This is a genomic window from Catellatospora sp. NPDC049133 (assembly GCF_040648455.1).
Classification (GTDB): domain Bacteria; phylum Actinomycetota; class Actinomycetes; order Mycobacteriales; family Micromonosporaceae; genus Catellatospora; species Catellatospora aurea.
The window spans coordinates 18,134-33,444 of sequence record NZ_JBEZDT010000050.1 but is presented as its reverse complement, the minus strand read 5'-3'; the positions used below and the strand labels follow the sequence as shown (position 1 = coordinate 33,444).

Annotated in this window: 9 protein-coding genes; 1 reads left to right on the top strand and 8 read right to left on the bottom strand. The window is 70.4% G+C overall.

Annotated elements, in window-relative coordinates:
- Positions 1-44 precede the first annotated feature (44 nt).
- Positions 45-950, bottom strand: a complete 906-nt coding sequence (locus AB0B35_RS37880; protein WP_361055468.1) for an NAD(P)-dependent oxidoreductase — start codon at positions 948-950, stop codon at positions 45-47.
- Positions 951-1,024: 74 nt separating this feature from the next.
- On the bottom strand, positions 1,025-1,585 hold the full coding sequence (locus AB0B35_RS37875; RefSeq protein ID WP_361055465.1) for a helix-turn-helix domain-containing protein: 561 nt from the start codon (positions 1,583-1,585) through the stop codon (positions 1,025-1,027).
- A 214-nt stretch (positions 1,586-1,799) separates the two neighbouring features.
- On the opposite strand from AB0B35_RS37875, the gene AB0B35_RS37870 reads away from it, so the two are divergent.
- Positions 1,800-4,130: an MMPL family transporter gene (locus AB0B35_RS37870; RefSeq protein WP_361055462.1), complete on the top strand. Its 2,331-nt coding sequence runs from the start codon at positions 1,800-1,802 to the stop codon at positions 4,128-4,130.
- 115 nt (positions 4,131-4,245) lie between these two features.
- Here AB0B35_RS37870 and AB0B35_RS37865 read toward each other — a convergent pair whose 3' ends face one another.
- The 6 genes from AB0B35_RS37865 to AB0B35_RS37840 all read right to left on the bottom strand — a co-directional run bounded on the left by AB0B35_RS37865 (position 4,246) and on the right by AB0B35_RS37840 (position 15,240).
- The gene (locus AB0B35_RS37865) at positions 4,246-8,460 is read right to left on the bottom strand and encodes a LamG-like jellyroll fold domain-containing protein (protein WP_361055459.1); all 4,215 of its coding nucleotides are present in this window, start codon (positions 8,458-8,460) and stop codon (positions 4,246-4,248) included.
- Positions 8,461-9,103: 643 nt separating this feature from the next.
- Positions 9,104-10,597: an aldehyde dehydrogenase family protein gene (locus AB0B35_RS37860; RefSeq protein WP_361055456.1), complete on the bottom strand. Its 1,494-nt coding sequence runs from the start codon at positions 10,595-10,597 to the stop codon at positions 9,104-9,106.
- A 53-nt stretch (positions 10,598-10,650) separates the two neighbouring features.
- Positions 10,651-11,646 carry an ABC transporter permease gene (locus AB0B35_RS37855; protein WP_361055454.1) on the bottom strand — a complete coding sequence of 332 codons (996 nt, stop codon included), beginning with the start codon at positions 11,644-11,646 and terminating at the stop codon, positions 10,651-10,653.
- Entirely contained in the window at positions 11,643-13,196 is a 1,554-nt protein-coding gene (locus AB0B35_RS37850) for a sugar ABC transporter ATP-binding protein (protein WP_361055450.1), read from the bottom strand. Before AB0B35_RS37850 ends, AB0B35_RS37855 begins: the two co-directional genes overlap by 4 nt.
- Positions 13,193-14,191: an ABC transporter permease gene (locus AB0B35_RS37845; protein ID WP_361055447.1), complete on the bottom strand. Its 999-nt coding sequence runs from the start codon at positions 14,189-14,191 to the stop codon at positions 13,193-13,195. Before AB0B35_RS37845 ends, AB0B35_RS37850 begins: the two co-directional genes overlap by 4 nt.
- Positions 14,188-15,240: a sugar ABC transporter substrate-binding protein gene (locus tag AB0B35_RS37840; RefSeq protein ID WP_361055444.1), complete on the bottom strand. Its 1,053-nt coding sequence runs from the start codon at positions 15,238-15,240 to the stop codon at positions 14,188-14,190. The genes AB0B35_RS37845 and AB0B35_RS37840 overlap by 4 nt, the downstream gene beginning before the upstream one ends.
- Between the last annotated feature and the right edge of the window lie 71 nt (positions 15,241-15,311).

Sequence of the window (15,311 nt, the reverse complement as noted above, 5' to 3'; positions counted from 1 at the left end):
GCCGGGCCGCACCAACTTCCGGTGCGCCGAGAGGGTGCCGCATGTCAGGCGCGCATGGTGGCCAGGCCCGCGGCGCAGTCGCGGTGGCGCGGGATCCAGCCCAGCTCGGCCCGCGCCTTGGCGTTGGACACCCGCATGCTGGTGGTGAACATCTTGTGGGCGTACGGCATCGGGCGGGTGAGCCAGGCCGGGACGGTCATGGGCGTGGGGGTCCCGAACGCGGCGGCGACCGCGTGCACGTGCGCGCCGAAGCCCATCGGGGTGTCGTCGACGATGTTGTACGCCTGGCCGGGCCGCCCGCCCTCGACGGCCAGCGCCACCGCCCGTGCGGCGTCGGTCAGCTCGACCCACGGCAGCACCCGGCCGCGGTCGGCCACGGCCGGCAGCTTGCGCTTGTTCAACAGTTCCACCAGCGCCTCGGTGCCGCCGGGTCCGTAGAACAGGCCGAACCGCAGCGCGATGCCCTCGACGCCGTCCGCGCCGGTGATCAGTTCCTCCTTGGTGCGCATCGCGTCGACGTGCCGCTGCGAGTGCCGGTCCTGGCCGGCCGGCCCGAACGCGTCGTCCTCGGTGACGATCCGCTCGCCCATGTCCCGGTATCCGTATCCGAACACCATCGACTCGGCGATCATCCGCCGTGCGCCGGTGATCCGCGCCGCCTCGACCAGGTTGGCGGTTCCAGTGGTCCGCAGGGCGTCGGTCGCGGCCATGTCCGCGTGCTTCATCGGCGCGTGCCGCAGCGCGGTCGCGGCGTGCACGACCGTGTCGATCCTCAGGCCGTCCACGGCGCGCAGCAGCTCCGAGCGGTCCATCAGGTCCGCCACGACGCTGTTGCCCGGCCCCCGGCCCAGGCCCAGCACGTGGAACCCCGCGGCGGTCAGCTCCTGCGCGATGTGCCGGCCGAAGACTCCGCTCGCGCCTGCCAGCAGAACGTTCTTGGTGTCAGTCATGACCAGGTGACAGGTCGGCTCCCCGGAAGGTGACAGCTTCCCGAGTGACCTGGGACACGGGCCGTCGCGGGACGTCAGTCGCGCTGGAGGAGGCGGCGGCCGCATTCGAGCAGGGTCTGGCGCCGGGTGCGGTCGTCCAGGTCTGTCATCGCCGGGTCGCGGCTCGCGCCGACCAGTCCGCTGATGAACATGGCCAGGCCGATCCGGGTCTGCGGGTCCGGGTCCGGCCCGAGCATCAGGGCGCTGGTCTCCTCCCACCACCGGCGCATGGATTCCTGCTGGCCGAGCAGCCGGGTGAGGTACGGGTCCTGCATCAGCACCACGAAGCCGGAGTGCTCGTGCAGCGCGATCTCGATCAATCCGCCGAGGATCTCGTCGGCGCGCGCAGCCCGGGTGCGGTGCGCCTCGGCTCGGCGTGTGACGGCGGGCAGGGCGTCCAGCAGGGGCTTGAGCACGTCGAGGACGATCTCGTCCTTGGTCTTGTAGTGGTAGTAGAGCCCCGCCTTGGTCACCCCGGCCTCGTCGGCGATGCCCTGCAGCGAGGTCGCCTGGATGCCGTCGCGGGCGAACAGGCGAAGCGCGACGGCCAGGAGCTGGTCGCGCCCGCCGCGGCGGCGCTGCGGCACGGCACTCATCGCGGTCGGCCTCCTCGCCAGTCGTCGAAAGGCCGCCACCCAGGGCCGTGAGCTGCGAGTATGCGCCGCCGAGGCCGGGACGGCCACCAGAATGTGGGGTATGCCTCTCGGGTAACCAAATGTTAGCCGCTCGGCTTAGTCGACTTCTATCGTTCCTGGTCAACCGGTCGGCACACCCCCGCTGCCGCCCCCCGGACACGGCAAGGAACTGATCATGGCGACGCTGCTCCACCGACTGGGACGGTTCTCCTTCCGCCGCCGCGGGCTGGTCACCGCCCTGTGGCTGGTGCTGCTGGCCGCCCTGGGCACCGGGGCGGCGACCCTGTCCGGGCAGACCAGCAACGCGTTCTCCATCCCCGGCACCGAGTCCTCCGAGGCTCTCACCGTGCTGCGCGAGAAGATGGGGGTCGGCGCGGACGACGCGGCCGCCCAGGTGGTGTTCACCGCCCCGGACCAGGCGACGCTGACCGGCCCGGCCCAGCAGGCCGCGATCGCCGACACGGTGTCGGCGCTGCGTGCCGCGCCGCATGTGGCGCAGGTCAGCGACCCGTTCCAGAGCCGGACGGTGTCGCCCGACCAGCGCACCGCGTTCGCCTCGGTCTCCTACTCGGTGCCCGCCGGCGATCTGACCGACGCCGACCGGCAGGCCCTGTACGCCGCCGGACGCACGGCCGAGCAGGCCGACATCGGGGTCGAGTTCGGCGGCACGGCCACCCAGCAGCAGTCCGCGGGCGGCGCAGCCGAGGCGATCGGCATCGCCGTGGCCGCGTTCATCCTGCTCATCACCTTCGGTTCGCTGGTCGCGGCCGGCCTGCCGCTGCTGACCGCGCTGCTGGGCGTCGGCTTCGGCATGGCCGGCATCCAGGTCGCCACCGGCTACTTCGACCTGTCGTCGTCGACCTCTGCCCTGGCGACCATGCTGGGCCTGGCCGTGGCCATCGACTACGCGCTGTTCGTCGTCTCGCGGTTCCGCAACGAGCTGGCCGACGGCCACGAACCCGAACAGGCCGCCGGGCGGGCCGTGGGCACCGCCGGGTCGGCGGTCGTGTTCGCCGGCCTCACCGTCATCATCGCGCTGGTCGCACTGTCGGTCACCGGCATCCCGTTCCTCACCGCGATGGGCGTGGCCGCCGCCGGCACCGTGGCGGTCGCGGTCGCGATCACCCTCAGCCTGGTGCCCGCGCTGCTCGGCTTCGCCGGAACCAGGATCCTCACCAGGGACAACCGCCGGGGCATCGGCCGGCACCGCTCCCCCGGCACGATGCCGATGGGCGGGCACTGGGCGCGCGGTGTGCTGCGCCGCCGCATCCCGGCGCTGCTGCTGTCCCTGGGCGTGGCCGGTGTCATGGCCATTCCGGCCCTCGACCTGAACCTCGCCCTGCCCGACGACAGCACCGCCGCCGCCGACTCCACCCAGCGCCGCGCCTACGACCAGCTCAGCGAAGGCTTTGGCGCCGGCTTCAACGGCCCCCTGCTGCTGGTCGTCGAGGACAACCTCGGCGACGTCGGCACCGCCGCCGAGCAGTCCCAGCAGATCGTCTCCCGGCTGCAAGACGTGGTCATGGTCACCCCACCGACGATCAACGCCGCTCGCGACACGGCCATGCTGACCGTGATCCCGCGCGGCGGACCCGGCACCCAGCAGACCAAGGACCTGGTGGCCGCGATCCGCGACCACGCCGGCGAGGTGACCGCGTCGACCGGAGCGGACCTGGCCGTCACCGGCACCGCCGCGCTCAACATCGACGTGTCCGACAAGCTGACCGCGGCCCTCGGGCCGTACCTGGCGATCGTCGTCGGGTTGGCGTTCGTACTGCTCATGGTCGTGTTCCGCAGCGTGCTGGTGCCGCTGAAGGCCACCCTCGGCTTCCTGATCAGCGTCGCGGCCGCGTTCGGCGCCCTGGTCGCGGTCTTCCAGTGGGGCTGGCTCGCCGACCTGTTCGGGGTCGAGTCCACCGGCCCGATCGTCAGCGTCATGCCGATCTTCCTCATCGGCGTGCTGTTCGGCCTCGCCATGGACTACGAGGTCTTCCTCGTCACCCGTGCCCGCGAGGAGTACGTCCACGGCGCCACCCCTGACGAGGCGATCATCACGGGCACCCGTCACGGTGCCCGTGTCGTCACCGCCGCCGCCCTCATCATGATCTCGGTGTTCGCCGGGTTCATCCTCACCGACGACACCATCGTCAAGTCCCTCGGATTCGCCCTGGCCGTCGGTGTCGCGGTCGACGCGTTCCTGGTCCGCATGACGATCGTGCCCGCCGTCATGTCGCTGCTGGGCAAGGCCGCCTGGTGGCTGCCCGCCTGGCTCGACCGGCTCCTGCCGAACATCGACGTCGAAGGCGAGCAGCTCGCCCACCGGCTGGCCGCCGAGCAGGCACCCGCCGAGCAGGCGGCCGTCGGACAAGTGCCTGCCGAAGCGGGGTCACCTCGCCCCTCGCCCCTCGCAGCCGTCGACGAGCCCGCTGCGAGCTGCGAGTGCGACTGCGGATGCGGTGCCTGCGCCGGGCTCGCCGAGCCGCGGCGACTGGTCGCCGCGATGTGAATCAGGTCCCTGGACGAGCGTGGGCCCCGGAGGATTCTCCGGGGCCCACGTCATGTCATCCACCAGGTGTCGGCTCGGTCCGCGGCCAATGTGGATGCGCTAGCGGAGCGTCACCTCATCGGCGACCCTGATACAACTGCGTCACCTGGTCGGCGGTGAGCTCGTAACCGTAGAGCCGGAAGTCGTCGATCAACCCGTCGAACCGGGAATCCCCCCAGCTCGTACCACCGATGAAGTTGGCAGTGGTGGTGCCGCCCACGCCGACGTCACCGATGCCGATGGTGAAATCGGTCCGGGTGGCCCGCAGGACGCCGTCGAAGTAGATCTTCCCGGTCGAGCCGTTCATCGTGAACACCACGTGCGTCCACGCGTTGAGCGGCAGGTCGTTGCCCGCACCTAGCAGCAGCCGTTCCTGCGTGGCCACCCCGGCCGCCTTGAACGTCGCCCCGAATCCGGTGGTCGTGCCGTTCGTGGACGACTGGAGCAGGAAGAACGTGTCCGTGCTGCTGCCGATCTGGACCAGTGGGACCCAGCTCGGCAGCGTGTCCGGACGCGCCCAGAAGGACACGGTGAACTGCTCGTCCAGTCCGGCCGCGATGTTGTCGGCCATCTTGACGTGGTTGTTCGTGCTCGCGGCACCGCCCGGCAGCGACACCGCGCTGCCGTACTTTCCGGCTGCGCTCCAGCCGGTCGTACCCAGGAAGGAGGCTGCGCCGATCGACGACTTCGCACCGGTGTTCGCGGCGGAAGTGCCCGTGTTCTCGTCGAAGGTGTACCGGACCGCGACCCCTTCGTTGTACACGTTCGCCACGTCCGCCGCGGTCAGGGTGGACGTGTACAGGCGCACGTCGTCGATCAGACCGTCGAACGCCGCGTCCCCGTAGCCGTTGCGGCCCAGCCAGTTGTTGGCCGTCGGGCCGACCTCGGTCATGCCGACGGTGAGGTCGGTACGGGTCGCGATCACCACGCCGTTGAGGTACAGCGTGCCGATCGAGCCCTGCCGGGTGAAGGCAACGTGGTTCCACTGGTTGACGGCCACGTCCTGCGCCGGGGTGGCGAAGACCCGCTCCTCGGGGCCGGTCTTGCCCTTGAAGGTGACGGCGAGTCCGGTGCTGCCGCCGGCCTGGGTCTGCATCTGGATCTGGTAGTAGCTCCCGGCGGAGCCGAGTCCGTCACCGATGTGGAACAGGCCGGTCCAGTTCGACTTCGTGTCGGGGCGGACCCACAGGCTGGTGGAGAAGTTCGCCGCGCCCTGCAGGAGGTTGTCCGGCAGGTCGACCGCGTTCGCGGTGCTGCCGCCGGGCAGGTTGACCGCCTTGCCGAGGACGCCGTTGACGGACCAGCTGGTGGTGCCGGTCAGCACGGCGGACCCGATCGAACCGACGGAGCCGGTGTTGGCGGCGGTGGTGCCGGTTCCCTCCTCGAACTCGTAGCGCACCGGGATGCCCGTGGCGGGCGGCGGGGCGTTGTCGCCGACGATCACCAGGTCGTCGATCATCAGGCTGGCGCCACCGGTCCCCGCCAGCGTGAGAACCTGCGAGGCGGTCGCGGCCGTGAAGGTGCCGGAGTAGGTGCCGTAGGCGGCTGTCGACGGCAGGGCTGTCGTTGCGGTGAGCGTGGTGCTCAGGCTGCCGATCGACAGGCTGGCCGTCGCGGCGGCGGTCCCGGAGGACCGGGCGTCGCGGGCGTAGCGCAGCGATATCCGGTAGGTGGCTCCGGGGGTGAGGTCGCTGACGGTGCGCCTGATGTTGCCCGAGGTGCCCAGGGACAACTGGTAGCCGGTGAAGCCGAGGCCACCCTGGCCGGTGGCGTTGCCGCGCACCAGCTGGACCTGGCTCTGGACCGTCCACGGCACCATCCGGCTGTTGCCGGCGGCGACGTCGACCGTCGCGGGCGGGTTGTTGGTGCGCCACTCGGCGGGCAGGCGCGGGTACTCGAACTGATCGACGACCCGGGGGTTGAGCTGCGTCATGATGACCGCCGGGTCGATCTTGATGATCTTCGCGACCGACGGGGTGCCGGCGGCGTCGAAGACGAACAGCATGTAGGCGCCGGGCGGCGCGTAGTTGCCGTTGAGCGGCGACGTGATGGTGACCGTGCTGCCGGACTGGCTGAACGCCAGGTTCTGGAAGTTCTGGTCGTTGTTGAACCCGTGCGTCACCGAACCGTTGCGGACCAGCGCGACCTTGGAGACGGTGCCCGTCGCGGTGATCTGGAACGAGCCGTTGTAGCCGATCTTCGCCGGCGCGGTGTTGATGATCGGGCGCGGAGCGGCGTTGTTGCCGTCGAACAGGTACGACGGGGAGTAGTACTCCACGTCGGTGTAGTTGCGCGGACCGGGCGCGCCGCCGCCGCCGATCATGACCCGGCCGTCGGGCAGGAGCAGGGCGGTGGAGTGGTAGAGCCGGGCGTGCTCGGCGGGAATGACGACCTCGGTCCAGGCGCCGGTGTCCGGGTTCCAGATCTCGGGGTTGGTGACGTAGCCGCCGTTGCCGTTGTTCTCCCGGCCGCCGCCGGTGACCAGCACGCGGCCGTCGGGCAGCAGCGTCGAGGTCGCCCAGTGGCGCTGGTGCTTCATCGGCTGGGTCGCCGTGACGACCGGGTTGGCGGTGCCGCCGGTGATGTCGATGACGAAGCCGGCCCGAGCGCCGTCGGGGCCGCCGCCGTTGCCCCACCAGCCGCCGCCGACCTGCAGGATCTTGCCGGGGCGGAACATCGTGGCGGTGGACGTCGCGCCGACCGGGTTGCCGTTGGCGCCCTGGTTGGAGATGTTGGTGGGCAGGGTGCCGCGCAGCGTCAGCTGGCCGGTGCCGCTGTTGCCGTACGGGTTGAGCTCGTACATCTGCGTGCCGGTGACGTTGAACAGCGTTCCGGTGGTCGGGGAGACGAACGCGCGCGGGTACCACCAGCGGTTCTCATCGTTGCCGGCGTGGTCGGACCCGCCGTCACCGTACGCGGCGGAGTTGGTGGCCCCGGTGAGCTTCTTCCAGCCTGAGCCCTGCTCCGGGGTGTAGATCTCCGGGGTGAGCACACCGCGCCCGCCCGGTCCGCCGGTGAGGCTGCCACCCTGCACGACGACGTCGCCGTTGGGCATGGTGGTTCCCGTCGGGTACCAGCGGGGGTAGTTCATGGGCGCTTCGTTCTGCAGCCCGTTGTTGGTGGAGTAGCTGGTGACACCGATCGCACCGTCGTTGGGCGAGTTGCCGCCCATGCCGTCGTCGCCGCCGACCGTCATGGTGGAGTGGTCGTGCGGGGACTGCACCTGCATGGCGCAGAACAGGTCGGTGTACGTCGTGTTCGGCAGGATGCCGTTACGCACGTTCGCCAGGGTCCGCGGCGTGGCCGGATCCCAGACGTCGACCTCCATCTGGCCGCCCTGCGTGACCCCGTCGTTGCCGGTCCAGTCGTACGGCGTGGTGTCGTTGGCCCAGCCGCCGACGCTGCCGAAGGACTGCACGCGTCCGTCGGAGGTCAGCGCCATGTTGATCGGGACCAGCGGCCACGGGGTGACGCCGCTCCAGGAGCCGGCCTGGTCCTTGACCGGCGGCGAGCAGTCGCCGGCCAGCAGCTTCGCGGCGTAGGCGAGGCCGTTCCTCATCTGGGCGAGCATGTAGGACTCGCTGTACGCGGTGCCCTCGTGACCCATGGAGGTGTACCAGGACCGGCCGGAGTCGATCGTCTGACACCAGGTGACCGGGTGCATCGAGCCCTGGCGGCCCATGCCGTAGGAGGACTCGTCGGCCTGGATGAGGGTGCGCACCCACGGGGCCGGGTTGACGACCCAGTCGTACCACTCGTCGCTGCGGGTGAGGCTGGCCGTCACGCCCTGGGTGAGCGGGTGGCTGGTGTTCGTCACGAACACGCGGCCCGGCCGTACGCCCGGGTTCTCCGGGTGTCCTTCGGAGACGGCGCCGACGAGGCGGGCGTAGAACGGGTTGACGTCGTGCTCGCTCTCGCCCACCGACCAGCCGGTGTAGTGCAGGCCCATGAAGCCGCCGCCACCGCGGATGTAGGCCTCCAGTGCGGAGCGCTGCGAAGCGTTGAACAGCACGCCACCGGTCTGGGCGAACACGACCGTGTCCCGGATGGCGAGGTTGGCGGTGTTGAACGCCGCCGGGTCGTCGGTCTCCTGGATGTCCACCGGCTGGCCGTACTGCGTGCCGAGCTGGGCGGCCAGGTCGCGCACGGCCTGGCGGGCCTGCACGTTGGAGGCGTGGAAGTTGGCCTTGTAGAAGAGCAGGATGCTGAGCCGGCCGTCGTTGTCGGGGGCTGCGTGGGCCGCGGTGGGTCCGGTCAGCAACCCGGCGATCGTGGCCAGGGCGACGAACATCGCGGCGGCCCGACCGGACAGTCCCCGGAACCGTCGGTCGAGTTGCGCAAATAGGAGGGAGCGGGCAGACCTGCGGGGCACTTTCATAAGAGATCCCTTGAGGTTCGGCGGGCGTGGCGGCGAGGACGGCCGCCGCCACGGGAGCCTGAACGTAAGACACCCGTGAATAGCCTGTCAAGAATCGTGTCCACGTACGTGAACCGAGTTTTAACAGCGTTCTCATATGCGAACCACAACTCGTTCCATCGCGGCCGTCCGTCGCAACCCGACGGACACATGCGGCGGCGTGGCAGCGCACGATGCGGCACCGCAAGGCTCGGGGGCGGCACGGGTGGGTGGCACGCTGCGGGGCGGTGTGGTCACCGGGCGTCGCCTTGCCTCCGGCGGACCACTCGTCGAGCGGCCACATCTTTTTTGATGTGCTCACATCAAAAAAGATGTAGCCGCAGATCGCGGCACTGTCGCTCAAGACCTCACCCCAAGTGCAGATGGCGTCACTCTCCGAGTGCGCGTCCGCGGCGCGTACACGTGGTGCGCCGACGCCGCCCGAACGGCGGCCGACACCGAGGCAGGCCCGCCGGAAGATCCGGCGGGCCTGCCTCGTCAGGTCACACACATCGCTCACCGCCGCGGCGAGCTGAGCTCATCGCAGCTCGGCGATGACGGTCTTGAGCTCGGTGTAGTCGTCCAGGCCGAACGAGCCGAGCTCGCGCCCCCAGCCCGACTGCTTGAAGCCACCGCGCGGCAGGGTGACGTCGTCGGCGTGCCACGTGTTGAGCCACACCGTGCCGGCCCGCAGGCGGGCGCCGACGCGGTGCGCGGTGCCGATGTCGCGCGACCAGACACCCGCGGCGAGGCCGTAGACCGTGTTGTTCGCGGCCGCGACGACCTCGTCCTCGGTGTCGAAGGGGATCGCCGTCACGACCGGGCCGAAGATCTCGTCGGTCTGCACGGCCATCCGCTCGTTCACCGACGTGATGAGCGTCGGCTGCACGAAGAAGCCGCGATCGCCGACCGCGTCGGCGCTGCCCGCGTTGAGGACCGCGCCCTCGGCGACCGCGCCCCGGATGTAGCCCAGGACCTTCTCGTGCTGCTCCTTGGAGACCAGCGGGCCCATGTGCGAGGCAGGGTCGAAGCCGTCGCCCACCTTGATCGCGCGCGCGGCCGCCGCGACCCCCTCGACGACCTGGTCGAAGACGTCGCGCTGGACGTAGAGGCGCGAGCCGTTGACGCAGCACTGCCCCTCGTTGAAGTAACCCCCCAGCACCGCCCCGGCGATCGCGGCCTCGATGTCGGCGTCGTTGAAGATGATGTTGGGCGCCTTGCCGCCGAGCTCCAGGGAGACCTTCTTCAGGTTGCCCGAGGCCGCGGCGGCGATCTTCTTGCCGACCTCGGTGCTGCCGGTGAACGCGACCTTGTCGACGCCGTGGTGGTCGACCAGCGCCGCCCCGGTGTCACCGAAGCCGGGCAGGATGTTCACGACACCGGCCGGCAGGCCGGCCTCCAGCAGGAGCTCGCCGAGGCGCAGCGCGGTCAGCGGGGTCTGCTCGGCCGGCTTGAGGATGACGGTGTTGCCCGCGGTGATCGCCGGGATGATCTTGAAACAGGCCATCAGCAGGGGGAAGTTCCACGGCACGATGCCCGCGACGACGCCGATCGGCTCGCGGCGGGTGTAGGCGTGGAACTCGCGCCCCGGCACGGACATCGGGATGGTCGTGCCCTCCATCTTGGTCGCCCAGCCGGCGAAGTAGCGGAAGAGCTCGGCGGAGGTCGCGACGTCACCGTCCCGGGCCGCTTCGACCCGCTTGCCGTTGTCGAGGGCTTCCAGCTGCGCGAACTCATCGGCGTGGGCGTCGATGAGGTCGCCGATGCGCCACAGCAGGTGGGAGCGGTCGCGCGGGGTCATCCTCGACCACGGGCCCGACTCGAACGCCGTACGGGCCGCCACGACCGCACGGTCCACGTCGACAGCGGACGCGTACGCGACCTGGACCAGCACCTCCTCGGTCGACGGGTTGACGGTGTCGAACGTCCTGCCGTCCTTCGCGTCCACCCACTCGCCGCCGATGAGCAGCTGCTTGGGCGAGGACAGGAACGATCGGACGGCGGGCAGGAGTGCGGAGTTCTCGTTGGACATGGTGGCCTTCCCTATGTGCGAATACCGTGGTCGTGACACCGGAGCGGCATCGGTTACTTGATGATCGACACTTTCGACCAGTCGAGGGTGAGTGCGACGGCGACGACGATGATGACGCCGTACAGGATCTGCTCGTAGGCGGACGGCACGCCGACGATCGGCAGGCCGACCCGCAGCAGCGTCACGACGAGCGCTCCGGCGAGGCTCCGCCAGAGGCTGCCGTGGCCGCCGGTGATGGCGGTGCCGCCGACGACGATCGCCGCGACCGCCGGCAGCAGCAGGTTGTCGGCCATGGTCGGGCCCCCGCTGTACTGGCGGGAGACCAGCATGACCGCGGCGAACCCGGCGCACGCGCCGGAGACGCAGAACGCGCCGATCTTGACCAGGTCGACGGGCGTTCCGGCGAGCCGCGCGGCCGACTCGGAGTAGCCGGTGGCCGAGATCCAGCTCTGCAGCGGGGTCGCCTTCAGGACGGCGGCGATCAGGGCCACGACGAGCAGCGCCATCGCGGCTGACATCGGCACGTAGCCGCCGAGGTAGAGCTCGAGCCACGCGACCGGGGTGTCGTCGACCACCCGCACGGTGCCGGCGCCGGAGACGACGAGGGCGACCGCGGACAGGATGCTCATCCCGCCCAGCGTGACGATGAACGACGGGATCCGCAGCAGCACGTGCGCCAGTCCCTGCACCGCGCCGATCGCCGCCGCGACGGCGATGACGACCGGGGTGGCCAGGCCGCCTAGGGCCGGCAGCCAGAGTGCCAGCAGGACTGTGGTCAGCGAGGCCAGTGCCGCGATGGACAGATCGATGCCACCGCACAGGACGATGAGCGTCGCCCCCGCGGCGAGCACGATGAGCGGCGCGGCGGTCCGCGCCACCGCGGTCAGGCTCCGCGCGGTGAGGAAGTCCGGGTCGGCGACGGCGAGTGCGGCCACCAGCGCCACCAGGGCGATGAGCGGCATGAACCCGGTGAGTCGCTGGGCTGGGCGGGGGCCGTTCCGGCCGGTCGCGGGTTCGGCGACCGGCTGCACGGCGACGGGAGTGCTCATACCATCTCTTTCACGAGGTCCAGAGGGCTCGGCTTGCCGCCGTTGGGGCAGGCGACCTCGGCCACCACCCGGCCGTCGTTCATGACCAGGATGCGGTCGGCCATGCCGATGGCCTCCTCGAGGCTGTCGGCCAGCAGCACGGTGGCGACCCCGTTCGCCGCGAGCTCGCGCATCAGGCGGTAGACCTCCGAGCGGGCGCCGATGTCCAGGCCGCGCGTCGGGTGGTCCAGCAGCAGCAGCCGGATGTCGCCGCCGACCAGCCAGCGGGCCAGGACCACCTTCTGCTGGTTGCCGCCGGACAGCCGCTGGATGGGGGTGTCGCGGCCCGGCGTGCGGATGGACAGGCGCTCGATCCAGCGGTCCACCAGTCCGGCTTGTTTCCCGGGTGCCACGAACGGGCCCGAGCAGCGCGCCTTCTGCTTGGTCAGGGTCATGTTGTCGGCCACCGACATCGGGCCGACCATGCCTTCTGTCTTGCGTTCGGCCGGCACGTAGCCGATGCCGGCGGCGCACGCGGCACGGGTGTTGGGCAGGCTGATCTTCTTGCCGTCCATCCGGATCTCGCCCCCGGTCGTCGGCTCCGCGCCGAACAGGGCGCGGCAGACGTCCTCCCGGCCGGATCCGTGCACGCCCACGATCGCGACGATCTCGCCTGCCGCGACGTCGAGGTCGATGTCGTGGAAGGTCTGGCCCGACAGGCCGCGCACGGACAGCCGCGGCTGCTCGGCCTCGACCGCCGTGGCGGCGTTCTCGTGGTAGTGGTCGTCGGACCCGGTGGATCCGATCATCATCCGGTGCAGCTCGCGCGGGACGGCCCCGGCCGTGGCGACCTCGCCGACCGACTGGCCGTTGCGCAGCACCGCCACCCGGTCGCACACGTCGAGCACCTCGTCGAGACGGTGCGAGACGAACACGACCGAGGCGAACTCGCGCAGCCGGCGGATCTGCGCGAACAGGGTTTCGATCTCCTTGGACTCCAGGACCGAGGTCGGTTCGTCCAGGATGATGACCGGCGGGTGCTGGCTGCGCTGCTCGATGCGCAGCACCTTCGCGATCTCGACCATCTGCCGGTCGGCGAAGGACAGCGAGTCGGTGCGGGCCAGCGGGTCGATCTTCGAGCCGATCTTGTCGAGCTGCTCCTGGGCCAGGCGGCGCATGACGTCCCAGCGGTAGACACCGCGACGGACCGCGCCCCCTTCACCGCCGAGCAGGATGTTCTCCGCGGCGGTCAGGTTCGGCACCAGCGACTGCTCCTGGAACACCATCCCGATGCCGTGGTCCGCGGCGTCGACGACGCTGCGCAGCTTGACGGCCTCGCCGCGGACGTAGATCTCGCCGGCATCGGGGGTGACCAGGCCGACCAGCGCTTTGAGCAGCGTGGACTTGCCCGCGCCGTTCTCGCCGGCCAGGCCCAGGACCTCGTGCTGATGGACGACCAGGTCGACGCCGTCGAGCGCCTTCACGCCCGGGTAGTGCTTGACGAGACCGCGGACCTCCAGCGCCGGCACCGGCGCGGACGTGGTGGGCTCCCGTTCGGCTGGGACGCTCACTTGACCACCTGGTTTCTGCGACGCTGGGGGATGACCGCGGCGGCGACCGCGGCCACGACGATGAGGCCCTCGACCCCACCCTGCCAGTACGGGCTGACGCCGATCTGCACGAGACCGTTCGTGAGCACCATGACCAGCACGACGCCCACCGCCGAGTGCAGGACGCCGCCCCGGCCCCCGGTGAGCAGGGTGCCGCCGACGACGGCGGCGGTGATCGCCGAGAAGTCGTATCCGTTGCCGGCCTGGACGAGGCCCGCGCCGAGCTGGCTGGTCACCATGACCCCGCCCAGCCCGTAGAAGGCCCCGGCCAGGGCGAACACCGCGACCTTGTACGGCTTCACCTTCACGCCCGACAGCGTGAGCACCTCCTCGGCGCCGCCGATCGCGAAGGCGTACCGGCCGAGCCTGGTGTAGCGCTGGATGAGCCAGCCGACCAGGATGCACGCGGCGGCGATCCAGGTGAGGTACGACAATCCCAGGAAGCGTTCGATCGCCCAGCTCTTGAGCATGGCGTCGGTGATGTTGGGCTGGACGCCGGCGAACATGAGGGTCGCGACGCCGAGCCCGATGGCCGACACCCCGAGCGTCGCCATGAACGAGGGCACCTTCAGCAGCACCAGCGCGAGCCCGCTCAGGCAGCCGAACGCGCAGCCCAGTACGACCGCGACCGCGATCCCGAGCAGCCCGAGGTCGTTGTCGTTGCGGTTGTTGGCCACCAGCAGCGACACGGTCAGGGCGGAAGCGCCCATCACGCCGGCGGCCGACAGGTCGATGGACCCCATCATCAGCACGAACGTGATGCCGCAGGTGACCACGGCGAGCACCGCGGCGGCGTCCACGATGTTCTGGACGTTCTCGATGCTGCGGAACTGCGGGCTCAGGGCCGCGAAGATCAGGAAGAGGACGACCAGCGCGACCGGAGGCCCGGCGTCTCGAAACGCCGCGCCCCGCCGGAAGATCCGGCGAGACGCGGCGGTCCCGGATGTGACCGTCACTTCAGGGGCCCGGCCACACGCTTGAAGACGTTGGCGCAGTCGAAGTCCGACGGGTTCGTCTTCGGCTGGGCGAAGTCGGCGGCGTTGTCCTTGGTGATGAGGAACTGCTCGGCGAAGAACGCCCGGTTGTCGGCCGCGATGTCCTTGACCTGCAGCTTGCCGGTGGCGACGCAGAAGCCGATCGCCAGGCCGATGCCGCCCTGCCAGGTGCCGTCGCTGGACACCGTGGCGGTCATGGAGCCGTTCTGGACCGCCGTGACGGCGTCGGGCACGGCGTCGATGCCGACGACGGCCACCTTGCCGGCCTTGCCCGCCTGCTGCAGTGCCTCCAGGGCGCCGAGCGCCATGTCGTCGTTGGCGGCCCAGATGCCCTTGACCTTGTCGCCGTGCTTGGTCAGCAGCGTCTTGGTGACCGTCAGCGCCTCGGCACGCGAGAAGTTGGCGGTCTGCTGGTCGAGCAGTTGGACACCGGAGTTCTCCTTCAGCGACGCCTGCAGGCCGGCGAACCGGTCCTTGGCCGCCGCGGTGTCCAGGACGCCCTGCAGCGCGATGATGCCGCCCGAGCCGCCGATCGACTTGGCCAGCGCGTCACCGATCTGCTTGCCGGACTCCACGCCGTTGTAGGTGATGTGGCTGATCCACGTCTGGTAGTCGGCCGGCTTCAGGTCGGCCGGCTTGTTCCACTGGGTGACGAGGAACGCGCCGGCCTTGTCGGCGCCCTTGACGATCGGCGCGGTGTCCGAGTCGCCGTTGGGAAGCACGTTCATGACCAGGCACTTGGTGTCGCCGGCGAGCAGCTGGCTGATCTGCTCCTGCTGCTTGGTGGAGTCACCGCCGTAGGTGAGACGCTGCTGGGTGAGGCCGACGGTCTTGGCGAAGGCGTCACCGCCGGCCAGCCACGAGGCTTCGTAGGGGTTGGACTCGTTGCGGACCTGGCCGACCAGCTTGACGTCGGCCGGCTTGCAGGCGCCCGCGCCGGCGGGGCCGTTCTCCCCGGCCGGGGCCTCGCTGCAGGCGGCCAGGCCGGCGGCCGCCAGTGACAAGGTCAATAAGACTGCGGTGGGACGGAACGCGATCTTCACGGTTGGTCCTCGATCTCTTCAGTGCCGGAGGATCCGGC